This is a genomic window from Streptomyces sp. NPDC020917 (assembly GCF_044333795.1).
GTDB lineage: Bacteria > Actinomycetota > Actinomycetes > Streptomycetales > Streptomycetaceae > Actinacidiphila.
In genome coordinates, this window is the sequence record NZ_JBIRRR010000004.1 from 426,981 (window position 1) to 452,305 (window position 25,325).

General features: G+C 72.9%; 22 protein-coding genes and 1 pseudogene. 18 read left to right on the top strand and 5 right to left on the bottom strand.

The features are described 5' to 3' along the window. Positions 1–9 precede the first annotated feature (9 nt). Entirely contained in the window at positions 10–1,152 is a 1,143-nt protein-coding gene (locus ACH4TG_RS11755; protein WP_398242013.1) for a D-alanine--D-alanine ligase family protein, read from the top strand. Positions 1,153–1,178: 26 nt separating this feature from the next. On the opposite strand, the gene ACH4TG_RS11760 is transcribed toward ACH4TG_RS11755, so the two are convergent. Both ACH4TG_RS11760 and ACH4TG_RS11765 read right to left on the bottom strand, forming a co-directional pair. Beyond that, complete coding sequence (locus ACH4TG_RS11760) at positions 1,179–1,658, bottom strand: DUF3515 domain-containing protein (protein WP_398242014.1); 480 nt, start codon at positions 1,656–1,658, stop codon at positions 1,179–1,181. Positions 1,659–1,678: 20 nt separating this feature from the next. After that, a complete protein-coding gene (locus ACH4TG_RS11765; RefSeq protein ID WP_205043521.1) occupies positions 1,679–1,912 on the bottom strand; it encodes an Lrp/AsnC family transcriptional regulator in 234 nt (77 codons plus the stop codon). Positions 1,913–2,073: 161 nt separating this feature from the next. Between ACH4TG_RS11765 and ACH4TG_RS11770 the strand changes: the two genes are divergently transcribed. After that, positions 2,074–3,039, top strand: a complete 966-nt coding sequence (locus tag ACH4TG_RS11770) for a thiamine-phosphate kinase (RefSeq protein ID WP_398242015.1) — start codon at positions 2,074–2,076, stop codon at positions 3,037–3,039. Between the two features lie 11 nt (positions 3,040–3,050). Then, positions 3,051–3,830, top strand: a complete 780-nt coding sequence (gene thiD / locus ACH4TG_RS11775) for a bifunctional hydroxymethylpyrimidine kinase/phosphomethylpyrimidine kinase (protein ID WP_398242016.1) — start codon at positions 3,051–3,053, stop codon at positions 3,828–3,830. Positions 3,831–3,947: 117 nt separating this feature from the next. On the opposite strand, the gene rpmB is transcribed toward thiD, so the two are convergent. Beyond that, on the bottom strand, positions 3,948–4,133 hold the full coding sequence (gene rpmB / locus ACH4TG_RS11780) for a 50S ribosomal protein L28 (RefSeq protein ID WP_033173090.1): 186 nt from the start codon (positions 4,131–4,133) through the stop codon (positions 3,948–3,950). Between the two features lie 206 nt (positions 4,134–4,339). On the opposite strand from rpmB, the gene ACH4TG_RS11785 reads away from it, so the two are divergent. From ACH4TG_RS11785 to mutM, 9 genes and pseudogenes are all read left to right on the top strand, one after another. After that, positions 4,340–6,091 (top strand): DAK2 domain-containing protein, encoded by a 1,752-nt coding sequence (locus ACH4TG_RS11785; protein ID WP_398242017.1) that lies wholly within the window; start codon positions 4,340–4,342, stop codon positions 6,089–6,091. Between the two features lie 122 nt (positions 6,092–6,213). Continuing rightward, positions 6,214–8,463 (top strand): ATP-dependent DNA helicase RecG, encoded by a 2,250-nt coding sequence (recG, locus tag ACH4TG_RS11790; RefSeq protein WP_398242018.1) that lies wholly within the window; start codon positions 6,214–6,216, stop codon positions 8,461–8,463. A gap of 48 nt (positions 8,464–8,511) precedes the next feature. After that, on the top strand, positions 8,512–9,093 hold the full coding sequence (gene rsmD, locus ACH4TG_RS11795; RefSeq protein WP_398242019.1) for a 16S rRNA (guanine(966)-N(2))-methyltransferase RsmD: 582 nt from the start codon (positions 8,512–8,514) through the stop codon (positions 9,091–9,093). A 64-nt stretch (positions 9,094–9,157) separates the two neighbouring features. Beyond that, on the top strand, positions 9,158–9,637 hold the full coding sequence (coaD, locus tag ACH4TG_RS11800) for a pantetheine-phosphate adenylyltransferase (RefSeq protein WP_398242020.1): 480 nt from the start codon (positions 9,158–9,160) through the stop codon (positions 9,635–9,637). A gap of 10 nt (positions 9,638–9,647) precedes the next feature. Further along, positions 9,648–10,790 (top strand): ATP synthase F0 subunit B, encoded by a 1,143-nt coding sequence (locus tag ACH4TG_RS11805; protein ID WP_398242021.1) that lies wholly within the window; start codon positions 9,648–9,650, stop codon positions 10,788–10,790. Positions 10,791–10,943: 153 nt separating this feature from the next. After that, positions 10,944–11,549, top strand: a complete 606-nt coding sequence (locus ACH4TG_RS11810; protein WP_398242140.1) for a YceD family protein — start codon at positions 10,944–10,946, stop codon at positions 11,547–11,549. A gap of 2 nt (positions 11,550–11,551) precedes the next feature. Beyond that, entirely contained in the window at positions 11,552–11,725 is a 174-nt protein-coding gene (rpmF, locus tag ACH4TG_RS11815) for a 50S ribosomal protein L32 (protein WP_093787525.1), read from the top strand. A gap of 7 nt (positions 11,726–11,732) precedes the next feature. Next, positions 11,733–12,485 (top strand): annotated as a pseudogene (gene rnc, locus ACH4TG_RS11820) (ribonuclease III); the annotation flags it as partial. 162 nt (positions 12,486–12,647) lie between these two features. Then, complete coding sequence (mutM, locus tag ACH4TG_RS11825; RefSeq protein ID WP_398242022.1) at positions 12,648–13,514, top strand: bifunctional DNA-formamidopyrimidine glycosylase/DNA-(apurinic or apyrimidinic site) lyase; 867 nt, start codon at positions 12,648–12,650, stop codon at positions 13,512–13,514. A gap of 36 nt (positions 13,515–13,550) precedes the next feature. On the opposite strand, the gene ACH4TG_RS11830 is transcribed toward mutM, so the two are convergent. After that, positions 13,551–14,420: a CAP domain-containing protein gene (locus ACH4TG_RS11830; RefSeq protein ID WP_398242023.1), complete on the bottom strand. Its 870-nt coding sequence runs from the start codon at positions 14,418–14,420 to the stop codon at positions 13,551–13,553. Positions 14,421–14,602: 182 nt separating this feature from the next. On the opposite strand from ACH4TG_RS11830, the gene ACH4TG_RS11835 reads away from it, so the two are divergent. The 5 genes from ACH4TG_RS11835 to ftsY all read left to right on the top strand — a co-directional run bounded on the left by ACH4TG_RS11835 (position 14,603) and on the right by ftsY (position 22,405). Continuing rightward, positions 14,603–14,884, top strand: a complete 282-nt coding sequence (locus tag ACH4TG_RS11835) for an acylphosphatase (RefSeq protein ID WP_398242024.1) — start codon at positions 14,603–14,605, stop codon at positions 14,882–14,884. A 301-nt stretch (positions 14,885–15,185) separates the two neighbouring features. Beyond that, on the top strand, positions 15,186–15,389 hold the full coding sequence (locus ACH4TG_RS11840) for a hypothetical protein (RefSeq protein WP_398242025.1): 204 nt from the start codon (positions 15,186–15,188) through the stop codon (positions 15,387–15,389). A gap of 256 nt (positions 15,390–15,645) precedes the next feature. Then, a complete protein-coding gene (locus tag ACH4TG_RS11845; protein ID WP_398242026.1) occupies positions 15,646–19,443 on the top strand; it encodes an AAA family ATPase in 3,798 nt (1,265 codons plus the stop codon). Positions 19,444–19,692: 249 nt separating this feature from the next. Then, the gene (locus ACH4TG_RS11850) at positions 19,693–21,108 is read left to right on the top strand and encodes a sugar porter family MFS transporter (RefSeq protein ID WP_398242027.1); all 1,416 of its coding nucleotides are present in this window, start codon (positions 19,693–19,695) and stop codon (positions 21,106–21,108) included. A 79-nt stretch (positions 21,109–21,187) separates the two neighbouring features. Next, positions 21,188–22,405 carry a signal recognition particle-docking protein FtsY gene (gene ftsY / locus ACH4TG_RS11855; protein ID WP_398242028.1) on the top strand — a complete coding sequence of 406 codons (1,218 nt, stop codon included), beginning with the start codon at positions 21,188–21,190 and terminating at the stop codon, positions 22,403–22,405. 121 nt (positions 22,406–22,526) lie between these two features. Here ftsY and ACH4TG_RS11860 read toward each other — a convergent pair whose 3' ends face one another. Continuing rightward, positions 22,527–23,258 (bottom strand): bifunctional DNA primase/polymerase, encoded by a 732-nt coding sequence (locus ACH4TG_RS11860; protein WP_398242029.1) that lies wholly within the window; start codon positions 23,256–23,258, stop codon positions 22,527–22,529. Positions 23,259–23,594: 336 nt separating this feature from the next. Between ACH4TG_RS11860 and ACH4TG_RS11865 the strand changes: the two genes are divergently transcribed. Then, positions 23,595–25,070: a hypothetical protein gene (locus ACH4TG_RS11865; RefSeq protein ID WP_398242030.1), complete on the top strand. Its 1,476-nt coding sequence runs from the start codon at positions 23,595–23,597 to the stop codon at positions 25,068–25,070. The last annotated feature ends 255 nt before the right edge of the window (positions 25,071–25,325 follow it).

A 25,325-nucleotide genomic window follows, 5' to 3' on the forward strand; every position in this document is an offset into this window, starting at 1 on the left:
CACCGTGACATGAGCAACCTGCCTTCTCCCCAGAGCCCCCGCAAGCCGCGGGTCGCCGTGGTATTCGGCGGCCGCAGCTCCGAGCACGGCGTGTCCGTGGTGACCGCCGCGAGCGTGCTGCGCGCCATCGACCGCGACAAGTACGACGTGCTGCCGATCGGCATCACCACCGAGGGCCGTTGGGCGCTGACCGCCGACGAACCCGAACGGATGGCCATCGCGGAGCGCCGCATGCCGACCGTCGAGCAGGTCACCGACCACGAGGGCGCGGTCGCCCTGCCGGTGGACCCGGGCAACCGCGAGGTCGTCTACACCGAGGCCGGCGCGGTGCCCAAGGCGCTCGGCGAGGTCGACGTCGTCTTCCCCATGCTGCACGGCCCGTACGGCGAGGACGGCACCCTCCAGGGCCTGCTGGAACTCTCCGGCGTCCCGTACGTCGGCGCGGGCGTGCTCGCCTCCGCCGTCGGCATGGACAAGGAGTACATGAAGCGGATCTTCACCTCGTTCGGGCTGGCCGTCGGCCCGTACGTGGTGGTCCGGCCGCGCGAGTGGGAGCGGGACCCGGCCGCCGCCCGCGACCGCGTGCTCGCGTTCGCCGCCGAGCACGGCTGGCCGCTGTTCGTGAAGCCCGCCCGGGCCGGCTCCTCGTTCGGCATCTCCAAGGTCGACGGCCCCGAGGGCCTCGACGCGGCGATCGACGAGGCGCGGCGGCACGACCCCAAGGTCATCGTCGAGGCGATGCTGCGCGGCCGCGAGATCGAGTGCGGGGTGCTGGAGTTCGAGGACGGCCCGCGCGCCTCGGTGCCCGCCGAGATCCCGCCGACCAGCAGCCACGACTTCTACGACTTCGAGGCGAAGTACATCGACTCCGCCGACGGCGTGGTGCCGGCGCCGCTCACCCCCGAGCAGACCGCGCAGGTGCAGCGGCTCGCGGTGGCCGCGTTCGAGGCCGCGTCCTGCGAGGGCCTGGTGCGCGCGGACTTCTTCCTGCTGGACAACGGCGAGTTCGTGATCAACGAGATCAACACGATGCCGGGCTTCACGCCCATCTCGATGTACCCGCGGATGTGGCAGGAGAGCGGGATCGGCTACCCCGAACTCGTCGACCGGCTCATCCAGGCCGCGCTGCGCCGCTCGACCGGCCTGCGCTGACCGCCCGGTGCACCCTCCCCGCGGGCTCAGACGCCTTCGGGGATGGTGCGCTTGACCGCCGAGGCGAGATCGGTCAGCGGGCCGACATCGCCGGCGTACTTCTTCGGCAGCGTCACCTCGACGTACGCCTTGCGCAGCGTCGTGGTGAGCCGGAACGTCCCGCCGCTCTGCGGCTCGATCAGCCAGCCGACCCCGTCCACCTCGACGGCGTCGGCGCTCGAGTCGTTGTCGGCTGCGGGCCGCGGCACCCCGCAGCGCAGCACGATCGACGGATTCCCCCACCCGGCGGTCAGCTCGGAACGCGGCTTGAGATCATGCCGGGGAAGTCCGCTGACCCGCTGCGGCAGCCGTGCGTGCAGCGCGGCGCAGTAGCGGGCCACCTGGGCGTCAGGAACCGGCACGGCGACGGTCTCGTCCGTATCGGAAGTGGTGGCGTATACCGCCGCCGCTGACAGGCACGCGACGGCGGACACGGCGATCAGCGCAGCCCGGCGACGAATCCTCACCGGGCGAGCATAGTGGGGGGCTAGATATGCACGACCGGGCAGGTCAGGGTTCGGGTGATGCCGTCCACCTGCTGGACCCTGGCCACCACCATGCGGCCGAGTTCGTCGACCGTGTCGGCCTGGGCGCGCACGATCACGTCATAAGGGCCGGTCACGTCCTCGGCCTGGATGACACCGTCGATCTTGGAGATCACCTCCGCTACTGCCGAGGCCTTGCCGACCTCGGTCTGGATCAGGATGTACGCCTGTACCACGGAACCTCCAGGGCGGCTTCGAGGATCATGTGGGAAGGGGGACGCCACGGTATCGCGTTGCCGCGTGCAGCGGGGAGACCCGCGCGGTACCTGCCCCCCTGTATTGACGGGAAACACAGCCGGCGGAAACCGCGCCAGGAAACACCGAAGGGGACGACGCTATGAAGGGGACTGTGGGCGAGCTGGGGGAGTTCGGGCTCATCAGGGAACTGACCTCCCGTCTCACCTCGACCCCCGCCGTGAAGATCGGCCCCGGGGACGACGCGGCCGTGGTCGCCGCGCCGGACCGCCGGGTGGTGGCCACCACCGACGTCCTGCTGGAGAACCGGCACTTCAGGCGCGACTGGTCCACCGCCTACGACGTCGGCCGCAAGGCCGCCGCGCAGAACCTGGCCGACATCGCCGCCATGGGCGCGGTGCCCACCGCGGTGCTGGTCGGGCTGGTGGTGCCCACCGACCTGCCGGCGACCTGGCCGGTCGAGCTGATGGACGGCATCCGCGACGAGTGCCAGGTGGCGGGTGCCGCGGTGGTCGGCGGCGACGTGGTGCGCGGCGATGTGGTCACCGTCGCCGTCACCGCGCTGGGTGACCTGCGCAACCGGGCCGCCGTCACCCGTTCGGGAGCCCGCCCCGGCAACGTGGTCGCCGTCACCGGCTGGCTCGGCTGGTCTGCCGCCGGGTACGCGGTGCTCTCCCGCGGCTTCCGCTCCCCGCGCGCCTTCGTCGAGGCGCACCGCAGGCCGGAGCCGCCCTACCACGCGGGCCCGGCCGCCGCCGAGCTCGGCGCCACCGCGATGACCGACGTCAGCGACGGCCTGGTGGCCGACCTCGGCCACATCGCCGCCGCCAGCGGGGTGGACATCGACCTGCGGTCCGCGGACGTCGACGTACCCGCGCAGATGTCGGACATCGGCCAGGCGGTCGGCGTCGACCCGCTGCACTGGGTGCTCACCGGCGGCGAGGACCACGCGATAGTCGCCGCGTTCCCGCGGGACGTGAAGCTCCCTGCCCGCTGGCGGGTGATCGGCGAGGTCCGCACCCCCGCCGGCCGCACCCCCCAGGTCACCGTGGACGGTTCGCCCTGGGACAAGGCCGGCGGCTGGGACCACTTCGGCGACGAAAAGTGACCCCCGCCCGGGTGCTGACCGTCGCCGGCTCCGACTCCGGGGGCGGCGCCGGCATCCAGGCCGACCTGAAGACGATGCTCGCGCTGGGCGTGCACGGCATGAGCGTGCTCACCGCCGTCACCGCGCAGAACTCCCAGGGCGTGAGCGGCTCGTGGGAACTGCCGGAGGAGGCGGTGCGCGCCCAGTTCCGCGCGGTCGCCGACGACATCGGGGTGCAGGCGGTCAAGACCGGCATGCTCTCCTCGGCGCGGCTGGCCGCGGTGGTCGCCGAGCTGCTCACCGGCGTCGACGTCCCTGTCGTCGTCGACCCGGTCGGCATCTCCAAGCACGGCGACGCGCTGCTCGCCGCGGAGGCCGTCGCCGTGGTCCGCGACCGGCTGCTGCCCGCCGCGACCGTGGCGACGCCCAACCTCGACGAGGTCGCACTGCTCACCGGGGTCGCCGTCGCGGGGGAGGAGGGCATGCGGGCCGCCGCGGATGCGGTGCTGGCGCACGGGCCGCGCTGGGCGCTGATCAAGGGCGGGCACCTGGGCGCCGGATCCGACGCGGTCGACCTGCTGACCGACGGGACGCGGGAGCACTGGTACCGGGCGCCGCGGCACTCCAACCGGCACACCCACGGCACCGGCTGCACCCTGGCCAGCGCGGTGGCCTCCTATCTGGCGCTCGGCCACGACGTGCCGGACGCGGTGGGCCGCGCCAAGCAGTACGTCACCGGCGCGATCGCCGCCGGCTTCCCGCTGGGTTCGGGCATCGGCCCGGTCGACCACGGCTGGCTCCAACGGGCCTGACCGCCCTGGCCGTCCGGCCGCAGGCATGCTGAAAAGCCGGCCCACCGCGAGGTGGACCGGCTTTCGGTAGCCGCAAAGGCTGCGCTGCTACGACGTACGCGTGCGTACGCGCTCGAACTAGCGCGAGACCTTGCCGGCCTTGATGCACGAGGTGCAGACATTGAGGCGCTTCGGCGTCTTCCCGACGACCGCACGCACGCGCTGGATGTTGGGGTTCCAACGACGCGGGGTACGGCGGTGCGAGTGGGAGATGCTGTTGCCGAAGCCCGGCCCCTTGCCGCAGACGTCGCAGTTGGCAGCCACGGGTCACTCCAAAGACTTCAGATGCATTTACGATGAAATGCCCGAGAGAGCCCCGGGCAACCGGAGCAGCATACAACCTCTGCTCCCGTACAACGAAACTACCATGGTCCGGGAGCCGCTCCGACCCGCCCGCCCTGCGCGCGTGACCGGACTCACGGCTACCCTCGCGGGCAGCCGCCCCGTTCACCGTGTCCCAGGAGGACCTGTTGCCGCCCTCGCTCGACGCTTCCGCGGTGCGCGCCTGGTGCCGGCTCTCGCTGCGGGCGCTGGGCCGGGCCCGCGAGGAGATCGACGCGATCAACGTCTACCCGGTGGCCGACGGCGACACCGGCACCAACCTCTACCTGACCGTGGAGTCCGCGGCCCAGTCGGTCGACGCGGCCTTCGACGGCCACGCGGCCACCGGTGACGCCGACGGCAGCCGCCCCACCCTCGCCGAGGCGTTCCAGGCCATGTCCCACGGCGCCCTCATCGGCGCCCGCGGCAACTCCGGCACGATCCTGGCCCAACTGCTGCGCGGCATGAACGCCTCGCTCTCCGCGCCGCCCGCCCCCCACGACGTCCCGGACGCTCCCGGCGGGCCCGCCGCGCGTGACGAGGACCACACGGCGGCCGCCGCGGTCCGCCGGGCGCTGCGGGCGGCCGCCGACTCCGGATACACCGCGGTCTCCCGGCCGGTCGAGGGCACCATGCTGACCGTCGCCAACGGCGCGGCCGACGCGGCCCGCGACGCCGAGGGCGGCCTCGCCGAGGTGGTCCGCGCCGCCCACACCGGCGCGCTGGCCGCGCTCGCCGGCACCCCGGGCCAACTCGGCGTGCTGCAGCGGGCGGGCGTGGTCGACGCCGGCGGGCTCGGCCTGGCCACCGTCCTCGGCGCGCTGTGCGAGGCGGTGACCGGCGAGGCGCCGCCGCTCGCGCCCGCCGGGACCGCGGCCGGCACCGGCACCTCCTTCCGCCACACCCACCCCGGCGCCGAGGACGGCTCCGGGGTGCCTCAGGACGCCGCCGCCGGGGAGTCCTGCGCGCAGGACGGGCACGCCGAGGAGGGCGGGCCGGCGTTCGAGGTGATCTTCCTGCTGGAGGCGGCCGGGGACGCGCCGGTGGCCCGGCTGCGGTCCCGCCTGGACGCGCTCGGCGACTCGCTGGTGGTCGTCGGCGGCGACGGCCTGTGGCACGTCCACGTGCACGTCGACGACGTCGGCGCCGCCATCGAGGCCGGGATCGAGGCCGGCCGCCCCTACCGGATCCGGGTGACCCACTTCGGCGGCCCGCAGCGCGAGGCGGGCCGCGAGCGGGCCCGCAGGGCCGTCGTCGCGGTCGTCCAGGGCGAGGGGCTGGCCGGTCTGTACGCCGAGGCCGGGGCCACCGTCGTCGCGGTGCGCCCGGGGGAGCCGACCGCCAGCGGCGAGATCGCGGCGGCCGTACGGCGCGCGCACGCCCGCGAGGTGGTGGTGCTGCCCAACGACGCCGACCTGCGCGACGCCGCGGGCGCCGCCGCCGAGCAGGCCAGGACCGACGGGGTCCGGGTGGCGCTGATCCCCACCCGGTCCGCCGTCCAGGGCCTGGCCGCGCTCGCCGTCCACGAGCCGTCCCGCCGCTTCGACGAGGACGTGGTCGCCATGACGGCGGCGGCCGGCGCCACCCGCTACGCGGAACTGGCCGTCGCCGAGCACCGGTCGTGGACCATGGCCGGCGTCTGCCAGGCCGGCGACGTGCTCGGCCTGATCGACGGGGACGTCGCCGTGATCGGCGCCGACCTGGCGGAGACCGCCGAGGTCGTGCTGGACCGGATGCTCGCCGCCGGCGGCGAACTCGTCACGCTGGTGCTCGGCGCCACCGCGCCGCCCGGCCTCGGCGACCGGATCGAGGCCCGCGTGCGCGAGGGCCACCTCGCGGTGGACACCGTCACCTACGACGGCGGCCAGAGCGCCGCCCCGCTGATCATCGGCGTCGAATAGCCCGCCGGCCTGCGCCGAACCGCCCGTCCCGTCCCCCTCGTCCGGGGCCGCGGGCCCCGGCGGACGGGACGCGACGGGCCGCATGGCCCCGAATGTCGGTGGGGTGCGCGAAGATGGCAGGGATGACCGCGAACCCCCTCGACGACCGGCTCCGCGATCTCGTCGGCGACCGCACGGCCAAGGTGCTCGGCGAGCATCTCGACCTGCACACCACCGGCGACCTGCTGCACCACTATCCGCGGCGGTACGCCGAGCGCGGCGAGCTGACCAGACTCGCCGACCTGCCCGTCGACGAGTACGTCACCGTCGTCGCCCAGATCGCCAAGGCCGACAAGCGCACCTACGGCGGCGGCAAGGGCGTCCGGCTGGAGGTCGTGGTGACCGACGGCAGCGGCTCGCTCACCCTGGTCTTCTTCAGCAAGGCCGCGCACGCCCACGCCCACCGGCTCATCCCCGGCCGCCGCGGGATGTTCTCCGGCAAGGTGTCCGTCTTCAACCGGGTGCGCCAACTCGCCCACCCCGACTACCAGTTGCTGGACGCCGAGGACGGCACCGAGGCCCGCGAGGCGGTCGACGCCTTCGCCAACCGGCTGATCCCGCTCTACCCGGCCTGCAAGCAGATCACCTCCTGGCGCATCGCCCAGGCCGTCGACACCGCGCTCAACTCGCTGGCCGCCACCGGCTGGGCGGGCGTCGGCGAGCCGCTGCCGGACCAGTTGCGCTCCCACCGCGGCCTCGCGCCGCTGCCCGAGGCCCTGGAGAAGATCCACCGGCCGCGCTCCAAGCAGGACATCGCACAGGCGCGCCACCGGCTCAAGTGGGACGAGGCGTTCGTGCTGCAGGTCGCGCTGGCCCGCCGCAGGGCCGCCGACTCCGCGCTGCCCGCGGTGCCGCGCCGGCCCGCCGCCGACGGCCTGCTCACCGCCTTCGACGCCAAGCTGCCGTTCACCCTCACCGAGGGCCAGCAGGCCGTCTCCGCCGAGATCTTCGCCGACCTGGCCGCCGAACACCCCATGCACCGGCTGCTGCAGGGCGAGGTCGGCTCCGGAAAGACGATGGTGGCGCTGCGGGCGATGCTCGGCGTGGTGGACGCCGGCGGCCAGGCCGCGCTGCTCGCGCCCACCGAGGTGCTCGCCCAGCAGCACCACCGCTCGGTCACCGAGATGATGGGCGACCTCGCCGAGGCCGGCATGCTCGGCGGCTCCGACACCGGCACCAAGGTGGTGCTGCTCACCGGCTCGATGGGCACCGCGGCCCGCCGTGCCGCGCTGCTCGACCTGGTGACCGGCGAGGCCGGCATCGTGATCGGCACCCACGCCCTCATCGAGGACAAGGTGCAGTTCCACGACCTGGGCCTGGTCGTGGTGGACGAGCAGCACCGCTTCGGCGTCGAGCAGCGCGACGCGCTGCGCGGCAAGGGCAAGCAGCCGCCGCACCTGCTGGTGATGACCGCGACGCCGATCCCGCGCACCGTGGCCATGACCGTTTTCGGCGACCTCGACACCTCCGTGCTCGACCAGCTGCCCGCCGGGCGCTCCCCGATCGCCAGCCATGTCGTACCGGCCGCGGAGAAGCCGCACTTCCTGGCCCGCGCCTGGGAGCGGGTGCGCGAGGAGGTCGGCAACGGGCACCAGGCGTACGTGGTGTGCCCCCGGATCGGCGACGCCGAGGACCCGGCGGAGACCGCGGGCGGCGGGCGTGCGGGCGCGGGGAAGAAGGGCGGCAAGGCCGCCGAGCAGCCCGACGACGAGGAGCGCCGGCCGCCGCTCGCGGTGACCGACGTCGCCGACCAGCTGGCCTCCGGGCCGCTGAGCGGCCTGCGGGTCCAGGTGCTGCACGGCAGGATGGCGCCCGACGCCAAGGACGAGGTGATGCGCGGCTTCGCGGCCGGCGAGGTGGACGTGCTGGTGGCCACCACCGTCATCGAGGTCGGCGTCAACGTGCCCAACGCCACCGCGATGGTGATCATGGACGCCGACCGGTTCGGCGTCTCCCAGCTGCACCAGCTGCGCGGCCGGGTCGGCCGCGGCTCCGCCCCCGGGCTGTGCCTGCTGGTCTCCGAGGCGCCCGAGGCGAGCCCGGCCCGCGCCCGGCTGGACGCCGTCGCCGGCACCCTCGACGGCTTCGCGCTCTCCGAGATCGACCTCCAGCAGCGCCGCGAGGGCGACGTGCTCGGCCAGGCCCAGTCCGGCGCCCGCTCCTCGCTGCGCGTGCTGGCGGTGATGGACGACCGGGACGTCATCGAGGCGGCCCGCGAGGAGGCCACCGCGCTGGTCGACGCCGACCCCGAACTGACCGGCCACCCGGACCTGCGCAGCGCCCTGCAGAGCCTGCTCGACGCCGACCGCGAGGAGTTCCTCGACAAGGGGTGACCGGTGCGGCCGGGCGGCAGGCGGTAGTGTCGGCTGCGTGAGCAGTTCATGACCCGCGTGATCGCCGGTGCCGCCGGAGGGCGGCGCCTCGCCGTGCCCCCGGGCACCGGGACCCGGCCCACCTCGGACCGGGCCAGGGAAGGGCTGTTCTCCACCTGGCAGTCGCTGCGCGGCACCCTGGAGGGCGCGCGGGTGGCCGACCTGTACGCCGGCTCCGGCGCGGTCGGGCTGGAGGCGCTGTCCCGTGGCGCCGCCCACGTGCTGCTGGTCGAGGCCGACGCCCGCGCCGCACGGACCGTCCGGGAGAACGCCGCCGCGATCGGCCTGCCCGGCGCCGAGGTCCGGCCCGGCCGGGCCGAGAAGACCGCCGAAGGACCCGCGCCCGCACAGCCCTACGACGTCCTGTTCCTGGACCCGCCGTACGACGTCCCCGACGCCGAACTGCGGGAGATCCTGCTCACACTCGTGGCCAACCACTGGCTCACCGGGGATGCGCTGGTCACCGTGGAGCGCAGGACCCGGGGCGGTGAGTTCGGCTGGCCGCAGGGGTTCGAGGGCCTGCGTGCCCGCCGGTACGGGGAAGCGACTCTTTGGTACGGTCGCGCCGCCCAAGTTACCGCGGGGTCATGAGCCCGCCGAACGACGTGAGCCCGCCATGACCCGCCATGCCCGTACGCAGAGCGAGGAGACAGTCTTGCGCCGCGCAGTCTGTCCGGGGTCCTTCGACCCCATCACCAACGGACACCTGGACATCATCGCCCGTGCCGCCCGGCTGTACGACACGGTGCACGTCGCCGTGATGATCAACCAGTCCAAGAAGGGCCTGTTCCCGGTCGAGGAGCGCATCGCGCTGATCGAGGAGGTCACCGCCGACCTCGGCAACGTCGAGGTGGAGGCCTTCCACGGCCTGCTCGTCGACTTCTGCAAGCAGCGCGACATCCCCGCCATCGTCAAGGGCCTGCGCGCCGTCAGCGACTTCGACTACGAGCTGCAGATGGCCCAGATGAACATCGGCCTGTCCGGCGTGGAGACCCTCTTCGTCCCCACCAACCCCGCGTACAGCTTCCTGTCCTCCAGCCTCGTCAAGGAAGTGGCCCAATGGGGCGGGGACATCTCGCACTTGGTGCCCGGGCCGGTCCTGGAGGCGCTCAACGCAAAGCTGAAGCAGCGCTAGGCTCTTCGTCGTGGACGTCCAGAAGAAGCTCGATGAGATCGTGGCGACCGTGGCCAATGCCCGGTCCATGCCGATGTCGGCCTCCTGCGTGGTGAACCGGGCCGACCTGCTGGCCATGCTCGAAGAGGTGTCCGCCGCGCTGCCCTCCTCGCTGGCCCAGGCCGAGGAACTGCTCGGCGACCGCGAGCAGATGGTGCACGAGGCCCACGCCGAGGCGCAGCGGATCATCGAGTCCGCGCACGCCGAGCGCGGCTCGCTGGTCTCCGACACCCAGATCGCCCGGCAGTCGCAGGACGAGGCCGACCGGATCCTCGCCGAGGCCCGCCGCGAGGCCGAGGAGATCCGGGCCGAGGCCGACGACTACGTGGACAGCAAGCTGGCCAACTTCGAGGTCGTGCTGACCAAGACCATCGGCGCCGTCGACCGCGGCCGCGAGAAGCTGCTCGGCCGCGGCGCGTACGACCCGGACGGCTACGGCGGCGACGTCGAGGACGACCCGGACGCGCCCGAGCGCAGCAGCGACCCGGAGACCCTGCGGCAGCTCGCCGACGCCTACGTGGACACCAAGCTCGGCGCCTTCGAGGCGGTGCTCAGCAAGACCCTGGAGGCGGTCGGCCGCGGCCGGCTCAAGCTCACCGGGCACAACCCGATCGACGACCTCGCCGCGCACATGGCCGCCGCGGACGCGGTCGACGGCTCCGAGGTCCACCGGCAGTCCGACGCGGAGTACCTGGCCGGGCTCGCCGCCCCCGCGGCCCCCGAGCAGGCCGACCTGTCCCGGTACGGCTACGACCCGCAGGGCCAGCCGGCCGCCGCGCAGCAGGGCGACCCGGAGTACGGCTACCAGCAGCAGGGCTACGAGTACCAGCAGCAGGAGTACGCCCAGCAGGCCGCCGCCTACACCGACCCCTACGGCCAGCAGCAGTACCCGCAGGACCCGGGCTACGACTACGGGCAGCAGGGCTACGAGCAGCAGCAGTACCCGCAGCAGATCCCGTACCAGCAGCAGGGGCAGCAGCAGGGTCGGCAGGACGCCGGCCAGAACCAGCAGCAGGCTTACGGGCAGCAGCCCGCGGCGCTGGACGAGACCAGCTTCTTCGACACCGGGATGATCGACTTGAACCGGCTCAGGGAGCTGGAACAGGGCAGGTGAAAAGGCCGCGTTTGGGCCGGGGGCGGCAGTCCAGTATCCTGTCGTTTCCAGCCGTGTGAACCACCGGCGATTCGGCCTGCCCGCTCGCAAGCGGTGCGGGAAGGCCGCGTACCGCGCTCGACCGCACTGAGCGCCCGTTCGAAAGAGGAAGCCCTGAACACCCGCCTCGACCACCGCAACCCCCTCGTGTTCGACACGCACGAGCTGGGTCGGCGTCCTGGTGCGCTGAAGAAGGTCTCCCGGACGGTGTCGGCGCCCGTCGACCTCGGACTCGACGGAGTCATCGGGGTGCCCGAGGGCGCGGACGTGGAGCTGGACCTCCGCCTGGAGTCGGTCATGGAGGGTGTGCTGGTCACCGGCACCGCCCATGCACCGGTCACGGGGGAGTGCGTAAGGTGTCTGGAGCCGGTCGAGCGCGAGCTCGACGCGGACTTCCAGGAGATGTTCTCCTACCCCGACGCCGACACCCGGACCGCCCGCAAGGACGAAGCCGGTGACGACGCCGAGGACGAGGACGTGCTTCAGCTCGAGGACGACATGTTCGACCTCGAGCCCGTGCTGCGCGACGCGGTGGTGCTCGCACTGCCGATGCAGCCGGTGTGCCGGGACGACTGCCCGGGCCTGTGCTCCGAATGCGGAGCCCGGCTCGCGGACGACCCGGACCACCACCACGAGGTCACCGACATCCGTTGGGCGGCCCTGCAGGAATTCCAGCAGAACGGCGCCGGGAACGGCGCCGACGAGAACCAGGAGAAGTAGCCGTGGCTGTTCCCAAGCGGAAGATGTCGCGCAGCAACACGCGCCACCGCCGTTCGCAGTGGAAGGCTGCGCCCGTGACCCTGGTGGCGTGCGAGCGCTGCCACGAGCCGAAGCTCCAGCACATCGCGTGCCCGAGCTGCGGCACCTACAACCGTCGTCAGGTCCTCGAGGTCTGATCGGCAGGTGACAGGCTTCATGTCCTCCACGTCATCGCAGCGCGATGCCTCGGCATCGCAGAAGACCGCGACGGACAAGGCCTCGTCCCACACGCTCCTGGAAGGGCGGCTCGGGTACAGCCTCGAGCCCGCCCTTCTGGTGCGTGCGCTCACCCACCGCTCGTACGCGTACGAGAACGGCGGGCTGCCCACCAACGAACGGCTGGAGTTCCTCGGGGACTCCGTGCTGGGCCTGGTGGTCACCGACACCCTCTACCGCACCCATCCCGACCTGCCCGAAGGCCAACTGGCCAAGTTGCGGGCCGCGGTGGTCAACTCGCGGGCCCTTGCAGGGGTCAGCCGCGGGCTGGATCTGGGTGCGTTCATCCGGCTGGGCCGTGGTGAAGAGGGGACCGGCGGCAGGGACAAGGCATCGATCCTCGCGGACACCCTCGAGGCGGTGATCGGGGCGGTCTACCTGGACCAGGGCCTCGACGCAGCCTCCGAACTCGTCCACCGGCTCTTCGACCCGCTGATCGAGGAGTCGTCCAATCTCGGTGCGGGACTGGACTGGAAGACCTCCCTCCAGGAGCTCACCGCCACGGAAGGACTCGGCGTGCCCGAGTACGCCGTGACGGAATCCGGCCCGGACCATGAGAAGACCTTCACGGCTGCCGCCCGCGTCGGTGGTGTCGAGTACGGCACCGGCACCGGCCGCAGCAAGAAGGAGGCGGAGCAGCAGGCGGCGGAAGCCGCGTGGCGCTCCATCCGCAAGTCCTCCGCCTCGACCTGAGGTTCGGCCCGGCGCGGGTCCCGCCAAGGGGCCGGTGCCACGGGCCCGAGGATTCGGTGCGCGGGGTCCCCCGGGTTCGCCCGGGGGACCCCGCGCTCGTCAGCAGCCCGCCGCGCCCGAGGGCGCGCCGGTGCCGAGAGGGAGAACGCCGTGCCGGAGTTGCCCGAGGTCGAGGTGGTCAGGCGCGGCCTGGCCCGCTGGGTCGCCGGGCGGACCGTCGCCGAGGCGACGGTGCTCCACCCGCGCGCGGTGCGCCGCCACCCCGCCGGCCCCGAGGACTTCACCGCCCGCCTGAAGAACGCCGCACTCGGCGAGGCCCACCGCAGGGGCAAGTACCTGTGGATCCCGCTGGAGGAGGGCACCGCCCTCGTCGCCCACCTCGGCATGAGCGGCCAGTTCCTGGTCCGCCCGCAGGGCGAGTCCTACGAGACGCACCTGCGGGTCCGCCTCACCTTCGACGACGACCAGGGCACCGACCTGCGCTTCGTCGACCAGCGCACGTTCGGCGGGCTGTCGCTGCACGAGACCGTGCCCGGCGATCCGGACGGACTGCCCGCGCCGCTGGCGCACATCGCCCGCGACCCGATCGACCCGGCCTTCGACGACACCGCCTTCCACGCGGCCCTGCGCCGCAAGCGCACCACCATCAAGCGCGCGCTGCTCGACCAGTCGCTGATCAGCGGCGTCGGCAACATCTACGCAGACGAGGCGCTGTGGCGCTCCAAGCTGCACTACGAGCGCCCGACGGCGACCATGACGCGCCCGCGCACGGCCGAACTGCTCGCCCACGTCCGCGAGGTGATGGGCGACGCGCTCGCCGCCGGCGGCACCAGCTTCGACAGCCTCTACGTCAACGTCAACGGCGAGTCCGGCTACTTCGACCGCTCCCTGGACGCCTACGGCCGCGAGGACCAGCCCTGCCGCCGCTGCGGCACCCCCATCCGCCGCCGCCCCTGGATGAACCGCTCCAGCTACTTCTGCCCCCGCTGCCAGCCCACCCCCCGCACTCCGGCGTAGCCACGCCCGCCTGCCCGCCGCTCGGGCGGGAGTGGCTCAGAAGCCGAAGTCCTGGGTCCACCAGGGGCCGCCGGGGCCGAAGTGGATGCCTACGCCGAGGGTGGTGTAGTCGCAGTTGAGGATGTTCGCGCGGTGGCCGGGGCTGTTCATCCAGGCGGTCATCACGGCCTGGGCGTCGGCCTGGCCGCGGGCGATGTTCTCGCCGCCGAGGTTGGTGACGCCGAGGGCCTTGGCGCGGTCCCAGGGGGTGTGGCCGTCGGGGTCGGTGTGGTCGAAGAAGCCGCGGGCGGCCATGTCGTCGCTGAAGTTCTGGGCCAGCTTGTCGAGCGAGGAGCTGGCGGTCAGCGGGTGGCAGCCGGCGTCGGCGCGCTGCTTGTTCACCAGGGTGAGGATCTGGGCGCGGGTCGCGGCCACCGTGTCGAGCGTCGCGGGGGTGGTCGGCGGCGGCGTGGTGCGCACCGGCGTCGTGGTCTTCACCGGGTGGGTGGGCGCGGCCGTGGTCCGCGTCGGGGAGGGCGCGGCCGGACCGGTCGCGGCGCGGGTCGGGCGCGCGGACGGGGCGGCGGTCGTGGTGCGGGCCGCGCTCGCCGAGGGCGAGCCGGCCGGCGTGGTGGTCCGGCCGGTCGTCGGCGTGTCGCCGCTGCCCAGCGGCGAGGGGACGTCACTGCCCGACTGCTGGGGCGCGGGGCCGTCGGCCTGGGTGCCGGTGGGACCGCCGTCGACCTGGGAGAGCCCGTGGGTCACCCCGGACAGCAGGCCCGAGGAGACGGCGACCGCGCCGGCCGCCATGGCCGCGGAGGAGGCCAGCAGCCCGGTGCGGACCGGGTGGTGCTTGCGGCGGCCGCGGTGGCCGCGCGGGCCCGGCTGCGGTGCCGCCGGCTGGGCATGACGGCTGTGACGCCCCATCTGCCGCGCTCCTCACTGGCTGCGTTCGCCAAAGGCTGCACTGACCGCAGGCACTGGCTGCCTGCACGGCACCCACCCGATTCGTTCACCCGAACGAGTGAAGTACCGCTGGGGGGCGACTGTAGCGAATGCCGCCGGAGTGCGCGTCCGTGCGCCCGGAACCGGAGGGATAGCGTGCGTACATGAACGAAGATGTCCGACTCACCGCGTGGGTCCGCGGCCGCGTGCAGGGCGTGGGCTTCCGCTGGTGGACCAGGGCCGCCGCGCTGGAGACCGGCGGCATGACCGGGTACGTCAGCAACCTCGCCGACGGGCGGGTGCAGGTGGTGGCCGAGGGCGACCGCGCAAGCTGCGAACGGCTGCTCGACTGGCTGCGGCGCGGCGACACGCCCGGGCGGGTCGACGGGGTGACCGACATATGGGGCGACCCGCGCGGCGGCTACGAAGGCTTCCAGATTCGCTGAGCACAGACTGTTGCCATATGGCGGATGCCGTGTCAGGCTGCCCCCACGAGGATGATCTCGTAGCCGGAACGGGCAGCCCACGGAGCCGTCAGCACCGTGTTTTCTGAGGCGGACCCGACGGCTGAGCTGTGATCGTGTTGACCGTCCCCTTATTTGGTGAGACGCTGGAAGCCCCGCGCATCGTGGCTCCACAGATGCTATGTAGCGGTCACGGTACACACACCGTGCGCGGGAGCGTATACCCCTCACCCACGACCCATACCGCTCTCGGTCGGTCACTCAGCGTGGAGGACCATCCATCATGGCAAAGGCGCTTCTCGGTTACGTCGGCGGCCCCGACCCGCGACTCCTCGCCGAGATGCGAAGGCTGCAGCAGCGCGTTCAGGACCTGGAATCGGAGCTTCTCCGGATGCAGGCCGAGAATGACGCGCTGACTGTCGCGTCGCGCGAAGAGTCGCTGCTCAGCAGCATCGACGTAACTCACGCGGAGCCCGTGCTGGCCTGATCCGACGCGATCCGCCGGACAGGAATCCCACACCGCCGTGTGAGAACTGCAGCAGCTTATGCATGTGCAGTTCCCTCTGCAGTACAGGCATGCAAGGGACGCTTCGGCGTCCCTTCGTCATTGCGCGGCTCCCCCGTCGGCTGCCTCCCCTTGACGTGTTCTGCACGTGTTCTGCCTCACACCCAGCCCGCTCTTAACGTCTGATGTGCCCTGCACATTCATGGGTGAAACCGCGGGCGGCGAGTAGAGTCGCACGGTGCATCTCAAAAGCCTCACGCTGCGCGGCTTCAAGTCGTTCGCCTCGGCGACGACGCTGCGCTTCGAACCGGGAATCACGTGCGTCGTCGGGCCGAACGGGTCCGGCAAGTCCAATGTGGTGGACGCGCTTTCCTGGGTCATGGGTGAGCAGGGTGCCAAGTCGCTGCGCGGCGGAAAGATGGAGGACGTCATCTTCGCCGGCACCACCGGCCGCCCCCCGCTGGGCCGCGCCGAGGTGTCGCTGACCATCGACAACACCGACGGCGTCCTGCCGATCGAGTACGCCGAGGTCACCATCACGCGGATCATGTTCCGCAACGGCGGCAGCGAGTACCAGATCAACGGCGACACCTGCCGCCTGCTGGACATCCAGGAGTTGCTCTCCGACTCCGGCATCGGCCGCGAGATGCACGTCATCGTCGGCCAGGGCCAGCTGGACTCGGTGCTGCACGCCGACCCGATGGGCCGCCGCGCCTTCATCGAGGAGGCGGCCGGCGTCCTGAAGCACCGCAAGCGCAAGGAGAAGGCGCTGCGGAAGCTGGACGCGATGCAGGCCAACCTCGCCCGCGTCACCGACCTCACCGGCGAACTGCGCCGCCAGCTCAAACCGCTCGGTCGCCAGGCCCAGGTCGCCCGGCGCGCCGCCGTCATCCAGGCCGACCTGCGCGACGCCCGGCTGCGGCTGCTCGCCGACGACCTGGTGGCGCTGCGCGAGGCGCTGCGCGCCGAGGTCGCCGACGAGGCCGCGCTCAAGGAGCGCAGGGACGCGGTGGAGGCCGAGCTGGCCGAGGCCGTGCAGGGCGAGGCCCGGCTGGAGGAGCAGGTGCGGGCGCTGACCCCGCGGCTGAACCAGGCGCAGTCCACCTGGTACGAACTCTCCCAGCTCGCCGAGCGGGTGCGCGGCACCATCGGCCTGGCCGAGCAGCGCCACCGGCACGTGACCGGCCAGCCCGCCGAGGAGCGGCGCGGCCGCGACCCGGAGGACATGGAACGCGAGGCCGCCCGCATCCGCGAGCAGGAGGCCGAGCTGAGCGAGGCGCTCGACGCGGCGCAGCGCGCCCTCGACGACACCATCGGCCACCGCGCGGAGCTGGAGCGCCGGCTGGCCGAGGAGGAGAACCGGCTGCGGGCCGCGGCCCGTGCCATCGCCGACCGCCGCGAGGGCCTGGCCCGGCTCAACGGGCAGGTCAACGCCGCACGTTCCAAGGCCGCCGCGGCCGAGGCCGAGATCGGCCGACTGGCCGCCGCCCGCGACGAGGCCCGCGACCGCGCCGAGTCCGCGCAGGCCGAGCACGAGGAACTGCAGGCGCAGGTCGAGGGCCTGGACGCCGACGACTCGGAGCTGGAGGCGCACTTCGACGCCGCCCGCGCCGAACAGGCCGCCGCCGAGGACGAGTTCACCGCCGCACGGGACGCGGCCACCGCGGCGGAGCGGCGGCGCGCCGCGGTCGCCGCCCGCCGCGACGCCCTGGCACCGGCACTGCGCCGCAAGGATGGCAGCGGCGCCCTGCTCGGCGGCGAGGGCGAGGCCAGGATCGCCGGGGTCCTCGGCTCGGCCGCCACCATGCTGCGCGTCACCGCCGGGTACGAGATCCCGATAGCGGCCGCCCTGGGCGGGGCCGCCGACGCCGTCGCGGTCAGCGGGCCCGCGGCCGCGGCCGAGGCCCTGCGGCTGCTGCGCAAGGAGGACGCCGGCCGGGCCGCCCTGCTGCTGGCCAACGCCCCCGAATCCGAAGGCCGTTCAGGTCATCCGGCCGGAGCGCCCGCCGACGGCCCGCACGGGGCGCCTGCCCACCCGGCAGGACACGGCGGCATCCCCGCCCCCGGCGGCCCGGACGCCGCGGCACGCCACACCGGCCCGCACACCGCCGGCGTCGCGGTCGGCCACGGCCAGGAGGTTCACGGCGGCACCCCGCAGGGGAGCGCCGTCCCCGCCCCGCGGCCGGAGCCGGCCGCCACGGCGCTGCCGCACGGCGCGCGCTGGGCCGCCGAACTCGTCGCCGCGGACGGCGACCTGCAGCCCGCGGTGCGCCGCCTGCTGCGCGACGTGGTCGTCGTCGGGGCGCTGGAGGAGGCCGAGGCGCTGGTCACCGCGCACCCGGAACTGACCGCCGTCACCGCGGACGGCGACCTGCTCGCCGCGCACACCGCGCAGGGCGGGTCCGCCAAGGCGCCCAGCCTGCTGGAGGTCCAGGCGCAGGTCGACGAGGCCGAGGCGGAGCTGCAGCAGTTGGAGGAGCAGTGCGCCGACCTGGCCGACCGGCAGCAGGAGGCCAAGGACCGCAGGTCCGCCGCCGCTCGCACGGTCGACGAGCTGGGCCAGCGGCGGCGCGCGGCGGAGAAGGAGAAGTCCTCCGTCGCGCAGCAGCTCGGCCGGTACGCGGGCCAGGCCCGGGCGGCCGTGGGCGAGGCGGAGCGGGCGGCGGCCGCGGTGGTGCGGGCGCAGGAGACGCTGGCGGCCGCCCGCGAGGAGCTGGAGGAGCTGTCGTACCGGCTGAGTGAGGCGCAGGAGGAGCCGGGCGAGGAGGAGCCCGACACCTTCGCACGCGACCGCCTCGCCGCCGACGGTGCCAACGCCCGGCAGACCGAGATGGAGGCCCGGCTGCAGGTCCGCACCCACGAGGAGCGGGTCAAGGGCCTGGCCGGACGGGCCGACGGGCTCGACCGGGCGGCCCGGGCGGAACGCGAGACGCGCGCCAGGGCCGAGCGCCGCAGGGCCCGTCTGCAGTACGAGGCGTCGGTGGCCGCCGCGGTGCTGGCCGGCGCCCGCGGGCTGCTGGAGTCCGTGCAGGTCTCGGTGTCCCGTGCGGAGGCCGAGCGCGCCGAGGCGGAGGCGGCGCGGGCCGAACGCGAGGGGGAGCTGGGCGTCGAGCGGCGGCGCGGCCGCGAGCTGAAGTCCGAGCTGGACAAGCTGACCGGCGACGTCCACAAGGGCGAGGTGCTGGGTGCCGAGAAGCGGCTGCGGATCGAGCAGTTGGAGGCCAAGGCGCTGGAGGAGCACGGCATGGAGCCGGCCGGGCTGGTCGCCGAGTACGGCCCCGACCAGCCCGTCCCGCCCTCGCCGCCGGCCGAGGGGGAGGTGCTGCCGGAGGACCCGGAGCACCCGCGCAACCTGCCGCGCCCGTTCGTCCGCGCCGAGCAGGAGAAGCGGCTGAAGGCGGCGGAGAAGGCGTACGCGCAGCTCGGCAAGGTGAACCCGCTGGCGCTTGAGGAGTTCGCGGCGCTGGAGGAGCGGCACAAGTTCCTCACCGAGCAGCTGGAGGACCTGCGCAAGACCCGCGCCGACCTGCTGCAGGTCGTCAAGGACGTCGACGAGCGGGTGGAGCAGGTGTTCACCGCCGCCTTCCACGACACGGCGCGGGAGTTCGAGGGCGTCTTCTCCCGGCTGTTCCCCGGCGGCGAGGGGCGGTTGCTGCTCACCGACCCCGGCAACATGCTCACCACGGGCGTGGAGGTTGAGGCCCGCCCGCCCGGGAAGAAGGTCAAGCGGCTGTCGCTGCTGTCGGGTGGCGAGCGTTCGCTGACCGCGGTGGCGATGCTGGTGTCGATCTTCAAGGCCCGGCCCAGCCCGTTCTACGTGATGGACGAGGTCGAGGCGGCCCTGGACGACACCAACCTGCAGCGACTCATCCGGATCATGGAGGAACTCCAGGAGAGTTCACAGCTGATCGTCATCACGCACCAGAAGCGCACGATGGAGGTCGCCGATGCCCTGTACGGCGTGTCCATGCAGGGCGACGGCGTGTCCAAGGTGATCAGCCAGCGGTTGCGGAACGGCAAGCAGCAGAGCGCCTGACGCCTGCTCCTCCCCGCTCGCCGCCGGCAGGGGAGATCTGTCTTCAAGAAGTGAAGGCCATGGCTTCGACCACGGGTGATCGTCTGTCCAGTTTTCTCGACATCGTGCATTTTTGGTTTCGAAAGTTGAAGGCATAGTCTCCCGGGTGTTGGCAAAACGTTCGAGTGGTGGGCGCCTGGGGGTGACCCAACACTTGAAGATCCAGAACCCTCTTGTGAGGGCTCACCGCCGAGCCCGAGGAGACGAACCTTGACGAGCACCGCACGCGACACCGGAACGGCCGGCCATACCGCCGGCTCCGAGCACCTGGGCCATGTCGTCTTCATCACCGCGGCTGCGGCGATGGGCGGCTTCCTGTTCGGCTACGACAGCTCCGTCATCAACGGCGCCGTCGAGGCCATCCGGTCCCGCTACAGCATCGGATCGGCAGCACTGGCACAGGTCGTGGCGATCGCCCTGATCGGCTGCGCGATCGGCGCGGCCACCGCGGGACGGATCGCGGACCGCATCGGGCGGATCCGCTGCATGCAGATCGCCTCGGTGCTCTTCACTATCAGCGCCATCGGCTCGGCCCTGCCGTTCTCCCTGTGGGAGCTGGCCTTCTGGCGGATCGTCGGCGGCTTCGCCATCGGCATGGCCTCGGTCATCGGCCCCGCCTACATCGCCGAGGTCGCCCCGCCCGCCTACCGCGGCCGGCTGGCCTCGTTCCAGCAGGCGGCCATCGTGCTCGGCATCGCCATCTCCCAGCTCGTCAACTGGGGCATCCTCAACGCCGCGCACGGCGACCAGCGCGGGCAGCTGCTGGGCGTCGAGGCATGGCAGGTCATGCTCGGCGTGATGGTCGTCCCCGCGGTGATCTACGGGCTGCTGTCGTTCGCCATCCCCGAGTCGCCGCGGTTCCTGCTGAGCGTCGGCCGCCGCGACGACGCGCGCGCGGTGCTCGCCGACGTCGAGGGAAAGGACAGCGACCTGGACGCCCGGGTCGACGAGATCCAGACGGCGATGCGCCGCGAGCACAAGTCCCGGTTCAGCGACCTGCTCGCCAGCCGCCACTCCTTCCTGCCGATCGTCTGGATCGGCATCGGGCTGAGCGCGTTCCAGCAGCTCGTCGGTATCAACGTGGCGTTCTACTACTCGTCCACGCTGTGGCAGTCCGTCGGCATCAACCCGAGCAGCTCCTTCTTCTACTCGTTCACCACGTCCATCGTGAACATCGTCGGCACCGTCATCGCGATGATCTTCGTCGACCGGGTCGGCCGCAAGCCGCTCGCCCTGATCGGCTCCGCCGGCATGGCGGTGGCCCTCGCCCTGGAGGCGTGGGCGTTCGCCTCCCGCAACGGCGACACGCTGCCCCACACGCAGGGCACCGTCGCCCTGATCGCGGCCCACTGCTTCGTGCTGTTCTTCGCCCTGTCCTGGGGCGTCGTGGTCTGGGTCTTCCTCGGCGAGATGTTCCCGAACAAGATCCGCGCCGCGGCCCTGGGCGTGGCCGCCTCCGCCCAGTGGATCGCCAACTGGGCGATCACCGCCAGTTTCCCCAGCCTCGCCGACTGGAACCTGTCGGGCACCTACATGATCTACTGCTGCTTCGCGCTGCTCTCGATCCCGTTCGTGCTGAAGTTCGTCAAGGAGACCAAGGGCAAGACACTGGAGGAGATGGGCTAGCCGCTGTCCGCCCTCCGCGCACGGTCCCGGTCGCGGCCTGGACCGTGCCGGAGGGAAAAGCAGCGATACTGGTCGGGTTATGGAAATCGTCATCCTTGCCGTCGTCATCGCCCTGGTCGTGATCCTCGGGGCCGGCGGGCTGGTGGTCGGCAGCCGCCGCAAGAAGAAGCAGCAGCTGCCGACCGCGCCGCCGAGCTCCCCGACGATCACCGCTCCTCCCGCCGAGCCCCACGTCGGGGACGAAGCCGAGGCCCCGCGGGAGGAAACCCGCAGGACCATCGAAGAGATCCCCCTGCCCTCGGCCGGCGCGACCGCCGCCCCCGAGGCGCTGGAGGAACTCGACGTCCTCCCCGCGCCGCCGATCGAGCAGCCGGAGCCCACCGCGGGGCGCCTGGTGCGGCTGCGCTCCCGGCTGTCCCGCTCGCAGACCTCGCTCGGCAAGGGACTGCTCACGCTGCTGTCCCGGGAGCGCCTCGACGAGGACACCTGGGAGGAGATCGAGGACACCCTCATCACCGCCGACGTCGGCGTCGCCCCCACCCAGGAACTGGTCGAGCGGCTGCGCACCCGCGTCCGCGTGCTCGGCACCCGCACCCCCGAGGAACTGCGCGGGCTGCTCCGCGAAGAGCTCGTCGCCCTCATCGACCCCGCCCTCGACCGCACCCTGCACACCGAGAGCCACGAGGAGGCGCCGGCGGTCGTCCTCGTCGTGGGCGTCAACGGCACCGGCAAGACCACCACGACCGGCAAGCTCGCCCGGGTCCTGGTCGCCGACGGCCGCAGCGTGGTGCTCGGCGCCGCCGACACCTTCCGCGCCGCCGCCGCCGACCAGCTGCAGACCTGGGGCGAGCGGGTGGGCGCCCGCACCGTGCGCGGGCCCGAGGGCGGCGACCCGGCGTCGGTCGCCTTCGACGCGGTCAAGGAGGGCATCGCCGAGGGCGCGGACACCGTGCTCGTCGACACCGCCGGCCGGCTGCACACCAAGACCGGCCTGATGGACGAGCTGGGCAAGGTCAAGCGGGTCGTGGAGAAGCACGGCCCGGTCGACGAGGTGCTGCTCGTGCTCGACGCCACCACCGGCCAGAACGGCCTGGTGCAGGCGCGGGTCTTCGCCGAGGTGGTGGACATCACCGGCATCGTGCTGACCAAGCTCGACGGCACCGCCAAGGGCGGCATCGTGGTCGCGGTCCAGCGCGAGCTGGGCGTCCCGGTCAAGCTCATCGGCCTCGGCGAGGGCGCGGACGACCTCGCCCCGTTCGAGCCGGAGGCGTTCGTCGACGCGCTGATCGGCGACTAGGCGGCCAGCCGCCGTACCGGCCCATGCGTAAGGGGCGCCCACACTTCAGTGGGCGCCCCTTACGCATGGGCCCGGCCGGGCGTGATCCGCCGGTGTGGCGGGCCGCGGTGGCGCGGCGCGGTCAGGCGGAGACGCGGGCCCGGTGGCTGACGTACGCCAGCGTGCCGAGCAGCAGGCGCGCCTCCGGCGGCTGCGGAAGCCCGTCGCGGCCCGACGGGCGCGGCTCGCGCAGCCACCGGACCGGACCGAGGCCGCCGAGATCCGACGGGGGAGCGGTGACGTGGTCGCCGGTGCCCAGGCAGCGCAGGTCCAGCCGCGCGTCGTCCCAGCCCATCCGGTAGAGCAGCGCCGGCAGTTCGGCCGCGGCGCCCGGCGCGACGAAGAACTGCGCGCGCCCGGTCGGCGCCAGCAGCACCGGCCCCACCCGCAGCCCCATCCGCTCCAGCCGGGCCAGCGCGCGGCGGCCCGGCTCCTCGGCCACGTCCAGCACGTCGAAGGCGCGCCCCGCGGGCAGCATCACCGCGGCGCCCGGGACCTGCGCCCATGCCTCCGCGGCCTCCTGCGGGGAGGACTGCGCGGGGACCTCCTCGGCGAACGGCAGCGGATGCGCGCCGGGCCGCTTGCACCGCACGTCGCCGCAGGAGCACGCGGTGCCGCCGCGGGCCGCGCGGGCCCCGGGCACCACCGCCCAGCCGAATGCCCCGGTGTACTGGGCGACAGTGGAGCACGCCGAGGCGTGCGTACGGCGCCGCGCGCCGGTCCGCGCTCCGGAGAGGACGGCGGTCCGGGCGGCGCCCAGCACCCCGGCCCGCTGTGCGCGGTTCTCCCGCATGCTGCCGATCGTGAACACCATGACACCTCCAACGGATCGCCGCCGCGGATGGTTACGCTCGCGCCCGTTCCTTCCGGCCTGGTACGAGCGGCATGTGTCAAGTGAATCGCCTGTTGCTGAAGGTGAGTTCATCCGATGGGGTGGCGAATGGTGGCGTTTCCGCATCCGTGCTCGCCGGACGGGTGATCGTGGGGTTACTTTCGGTTCGTGAGTCCGCGGCGCCACGGCCGCGCACGAACCGGGGTATGCCGGAGGCACCCACGCCGCGCACACCCGCGCCGCACAATCCGGCGGTACAGATCCGGTGATACGGGCGACAGGACTCAACCAACCCTGGTATCCAAGGGGTTGAGAGAAGTGGATGGGGGCTTGACCGTGGGCGCCACAGCGGAGAAACAGCCCAACGCGCAGCTGAACTCCTGGTTCGTGCGCAGCGGCTGGTCCAAAGGCGAGCTCGCACGCCAGGTCAACCGCCGGGCGCGCCAGCTCGGCGCCCACCATGTCAGCACCGACACCTCGCGGGTGCGCCGCTGGCTCGACGGCGAGCAGCCCCGGGAGCCGATCCCGCGGATCCTGTCCGAACTGTTCTCCGAACGCTTCGGCTGCGTCGTCCCGGTGGAGGACCTCGGCCTGCGCTCCGCGCACCAGCCCCCGGCCGGCGGCGACATCGACCTGCCGTGGGCGGGACCGCAGACCGTCCAGCTGATCAACGAGTTCTCCCGCAGCGACCTGATGCTCGGCCGCCGCGGCTTCCTCGGCACCTCGCTGGCCCTGTCCGCCGGGCCCGCCCTGCTCGAACCCCTGCAGCGCTGGCTGGTGCCGACCGGCCCCGGCGCCCACCCGGCCGTCGCCGGCCCGCCGCCGCGCGACACCGGCCGGCCGTCACGGCTGTCCGAGCAGGAGCTGGAGCTGCTGGAGGCCACCACGGTGATGTTCCGCGAGTGGGACAGCCAGTGCGGCGGCGGGCTGCGCCGCAAGGCCGTGGTCGGCCAGCTCCACGAGGTCACCGACCTGCTCCAGGAGCCGCACCCCGAGGCCGTCTCCCAGCGGCTGTACCGGATCACCGCCGACCTCGCGGCGCTGGCCGGCTGGATGAGCTACGACGTCGGGCTGCAGCCCACCGCGCAGAAGTACCTGGTCCTGGCCCTGCACGCGGCCAAGGAGGCCGGCGACCGGCCGCTGGGCGCGTTCATCCTGTCCTCCATGAGCCGGCAGATGATCCACCTGGACCGGCCGGACGACGCCCTGGAACTGATCCACCTCGCCCAGTACGGCAGCCGCGACTCGGCGTCGGCGACCACCCAGGCGATGCTGCACACCCTGGAGGCCCGCGCCTACGCCAACATGGGCCAGGTCAACAAGTGCCACCGCGCGGTCCGGATGGCCGAGGACACCTTCGCCGACTCCCGCCCAGGGGACGACCCCGCCTGGATCGGCTTCTTCACCGAGGCCGAACTGCACGCCGAGAACGCCCACTCCTACCGCGACCTGGCGTACGTCGCCGGCCGCAGCCCCACGTACGCCTCGCTGGCCCACCCCGAGATGGTCCAGGCCGTCGACGGATTCTCCGCCGACCCGGTCCACCAGCGCGCCTACGCCCTCAACCTGGTCGGCATGAGCACCGTCCACCTGCTGATGCGCGAGCCCGAGCAGGCCGCGCACTTCACCGACCACGCCATCACGATCGCCAAACGGGTGCGCTCGGAGCGGGTCAACACCCGCATCCGCAAGACCACGCACACCGCGCTGCGCGACTTCGGCGACGTCCCGGAGGTCGTCCGGCTCGCCGAACGGCTGTCGGTGGAGCTCCCCGAGGTCGCCGAATCCGCGTGAATCGGCTTGAATCTGCTTGAAGCCGATTCAGCACGGCCGGTAACCGCCCGAAGCCGCCTGACGGACCGGGATCACCGGTGCGTCCCCGTATTCCCACCCGTATACATCCTCCCCGTCTCCACGGGTCGGTTCACCGTGCCGTAACACGGACGACTTCTTCGTCACGGCGGTGAAACACCGATCGGCATCGACCGAAACCCGGCTGAGCCAACCTCAAGGCGATAACCGGCCCACACCCTGCACCGCCCCGCACGG